This window comes from Bradyrhizobium sp. Leo78 (genome assembly GCF_059512425.1).
Map to the genome: position 1 here is coordinate 1 of NZ_JCAMOT010000120.1, position 2,956 is coordinate 2,956.

The following is a 2,956-nucleotide window of genomic DNA, read 5'->3' on the forward strand; positions in this document are numbered from 1 at the left end:
GCAGAGAAAATCCCGTATCCCGCTGTCGTGCAGGCAAACTTAACGTCCACGGCTGTGGGCGGTTACTCTCGATGCTCGGTCCAGCTTCGCTCCCGCACTGGCATTAGTCGATGCGTATGGTCAGCCCTCGCGTCGAGTCTAGCATCTGATGTGTAAGCTCTGGTTGAGCCCCGCATCTACAACGGCTTTCGTCTTGGTTCCTGGATGCTGGAGACTGTCGTTGCTGAAGAAATTCATCACTTTACCCCGCCAGCGAGTGATGCATCTAACTGCTAAAGCGGACATTTGTTTCACGGAACGGAACCGTCGGTCAAATCGGCTATGGCCGTTCTGCCTCTCGCGCGAGCCTGCCAAGGCACTGAGTTGTTGCGGCGTGAGCACAGTCGATTGCAACTTTTACCGGGCTACTGGAACCGCGCTTGGTGTAGCGAAGTTTTTATGCCCGCACCGCACGCTCAACACCATGGAGCGTTGTGCAACTGCAAACTTCTCAGCCCGGTTTTAGCGACCGGGCTTTTTTGCCTCGAAGAGAGAGAGATCTGGGGCGTGTCGCCCATATCCGCCGCTCTGTTCATCCTTCTTCGCTCGTGATGCTGATCCGGTACAAACAGCCGTCGCGCGCCATGACATCGAGGCTCCAACTCTCCCCCGGCTGGAGCCATGTTTCAATGTCTCGGGTCAGCAACAGAGCTTCCTTCCAGGCAGCGCGATCGTCTCGAAGCTCGGTTCCGACTTCATCCTGAAACGGGAACTTTCCGTTGATGTGAAAGAAGAAACGGGGCATTGACAGCAAACCACGACTTTCCGTTCGCAAAACGAGACCCTCCGCCGACCGTTCCTAACAGCTCCGTCGATCGGCGCAGAGATTGAAGGCCTGCCTTGTTGGGGGTCCAATCTTATTACAGCGGCTGCCAACCTCAGGTTCGTTTGCTAAGTGACCAACCAATAAACACCGGCGGCCAGCAGCAGCGCAACGAGCGTGCTGACCGCCACGACCAGCACCCAATCCCATTTTGTGAGTAGTTCATATTCAAACATGAAGTTGTCTTCGTATTTCATGCTGTTTACCGGACGACGCCGGCGACATCGTCACTCGGTACGACACAGTCGACGGCGAGAGTTTCTTCCCTTTAACACTTTGGCGCTCCCATCGGATCACAAAGCTGGAGACTGGCGTCGAGGGCATCCAATCCGCGGTGAAGACCTTTGTAGAGCAGATCAGCAAAGTAGCCGACATGCGAGGCGACATCCGGGTGGTCGACGAGCGCCTGTGCAGAGCAGAGCAGGACATCCGCGAACTGCGGCACGGAGACGGATTCGTTCGCAATCGCGCGCCGGCGGAGCCGGGGATCAATCGAGAATACTGATTAGGACTCTCGGCCTCAGAAGCGGCAATAGGATGTCGCGCTGAAGTCCAGTCTACCGCGGCGAAGCCGACATAACGATCCCCAATGCGGTCTTCAGCTTTGGGCAAATTCAGAAGTCTTCGTGTGGGCCGACCCGGGCGCCGAGGAACCACTGCGTAACCCTTTCGTTGTGTGGTCTTCCGCACAGCAAAAGGAACACGACCATGGATCGCGAACATGTGAAGGGCGCTGCCGACAAGGCAAAAGGCGCCATCAAAGAAGGTGCCGGTAAGCTCACTGGCGACAAGGAGATGGAAACCGAAGGCAAGATGGACAAGGCGAAGGGATCCGCACACAACGCCGCCGGAGATGTGAAGGATGCAGCGCGGGACGCCGCTGGCGCCCTCAAGAAATAAGCACAAGAGGGAAGACCAAGAACTAGCCGCCTCCGGGCGACCTTTTCTTTTGCCACAGGGCGGTCTGGCTGAGTGACGAAGTCTGCTTTGCCTCTAAGAACCGACCTCTAGCTTCGGCGTGCCGCTATGCCCTTTCGGGGCAGAAGTGGCATTCCAAACGAAAGACGCGCCAACTGCGGCGGCCTTACAATTGAGATACCAAAAGGCTGACGCACGCGATCAGCGTTGCCGTGCTGAGGGTCACTACGACGAGAGCTTGTTCACTGCGGGATTGCAAATCATCATCGTCCATCGGTCCCAACGCCAGACCGCGCATCTGGTTTCGATGCATGGGAAAGACTGCCTGGTTATCTCGGCGGAGCTCAGCAAATGATGTGCCGAACGTGCGTTTGAGGAAAGTCAGAAGAACTCAGCGTAAGCAAATCTTGTCGGCCATGCCAAGCGGACCTCGACGAGGGCCATTGCCACTTTGCCCGGTCTCGCACTGAGGGATTGGGAATCGCCCGCACGATATTGGTTTGGCGCTAGGAACAGATGGCGCTGCAATGCGCTTGTGGCGCATGCCCCATTATTATTTCGACACCCGCGACAACGAGAACTTCGTCCCCGACGAAATCGGTCTTGAGATTACCTCATTTGAGAAGGTGAAGGCCGTAGCGTCGGCGGCGATGGCAGACCTAGCCAGGGATGTTCTCCCGGGTTCTTTGGTCCGCGACTTGAGAATCGAAGTGCGCGATGACTCTGGGCCGGTATTGCGGGTTACCTTGCGCTTTGAAGTCCAGCATGCCTTGGACGGAACACATCAGCGGCGAGGGGCGAATTGAGATCAGATCATGACGATTCGGGAGTGCCAATGCGGGCTGTCTACGATCGAACGGAGGTCGCCTCGGCCGGCCGTGAGGTCGAGAGCTTTAGATGCAAGCTTTGCGGCGCCGATCTCGAAAGCTGGAGCTCAACCGTGGTGCCGCGATATCGTTTTCTAACAGGGCCCCGTCCGAGTCCCCGGCGACGGAAACAAGTAGGGGCCCAAACGGAGCCGCCCCAGCTCCGGGGGCCATTTCGGGTTTCAGAGGGGACCCCGCCTCGTGGAGAACGACGGGGCCACTCCCTCTTTCCAGGGTAACCCTCCGGTGAGGGCCGCGGCCAGCTAGGTTTCGGGTGATAGTGTTTCAGTGAGTGCCGAACTCAGGTCGA

The 2,956-nt window shown here is 57.5% G+C and carries 4 protein-coding genes; 2 read left to right on the forward strand and 2 right to left on the reverse strand.

The genetic code is table 11. From position 1 onward, the window contains the following. Positions 1–571 precede the first annotated feature (571 nt). Together AC5ZG1_RS43670 and AC5ZG1_RS43675 are read right to left on the reverse strand one after the other, a co-directional pair. On the reverse strand, positions 572–784 hold the full coding sequence (locus AC5ZG1_RS43670; RefSeq protein ID WP_456647039.1) for a DUF6894 family protein: 213 nt from the start codon (positions 782–784) through the stop codon (positions 572–574). A 146-nt stretch (positions 785–930) separates the two neighbouring features. Beyond that, entirely contained in the window at positions 931–1,059 is a 129-nt protein-coding gene (locus AC5ZG1_RS43675; RefSeq protein WP_456647040.1) for a hypothetical protein, read from the reverse strand. A gap of 511 nt (positions 1,060–1,570) precedes the next feature. Here AC5ZG1_RS43675 and AC5ZG1_RS43680 point away from each other — a divergent pair. Continuing rightward, the gene (locus AC5ZG1_RS43680) at positions 1,571–1,762 is read left to right on the forward strand and encodes a CsbD family protein (protein WP_456647041.1); all 192 of its coding nucleotides are present in this window, start codon (positions 1,571–1,573) and stop codon (positions 1,760–1,762) included. Positions 1,763–2,322: 560 nt separating this feature from the next. Further along, positions 2,323–2,586 (forward strand): DUF6894 family protein, encoded by a 264-nt coding sequence (locus AC5ZG1_RS43685; RefSeq protein ID WP_496136495.1) that lies wholly within the window; start codon positions 2,323–2,325, stop codon positions 2,584–2,586. Positions 2,587–2,956 lie beyond the last annotated feature (370 nt).

Excerpts from the sequence above, each read along its gene's own strand:
- AC5ZG1_RS43685 (WP_496136495.1), top strand. The coding sequence starts at position 2,323 with ATGCCCCATTATTATTTCGACACCCGCGACAACGAGAACTTCGTCCCC.
- AC5ZG1_RS43670 (WP_456647039.1), bottom strand. The coding sequence starts at position 784 with ATGCCCCGTTTCTTCTTTCACATCAACGGAAAGTTCCCGTTTCAGGAT.
- AC5ZG1_RS43675 (WP_456647040.1), bottom strand. The coding sequence starts at position 1,059 with ATGAAATACGAAGACAACTTCATGTTTGAATATGAACTACTCACAAAA.
- AC5ZG1_RS43680 (WP_456647041.1), top strand. The coding sequence starts at position 1,571 with ATGGATCGCGAACATGTGAAGGGCGCTGCCGACAAGGCAAAAGGCGCC.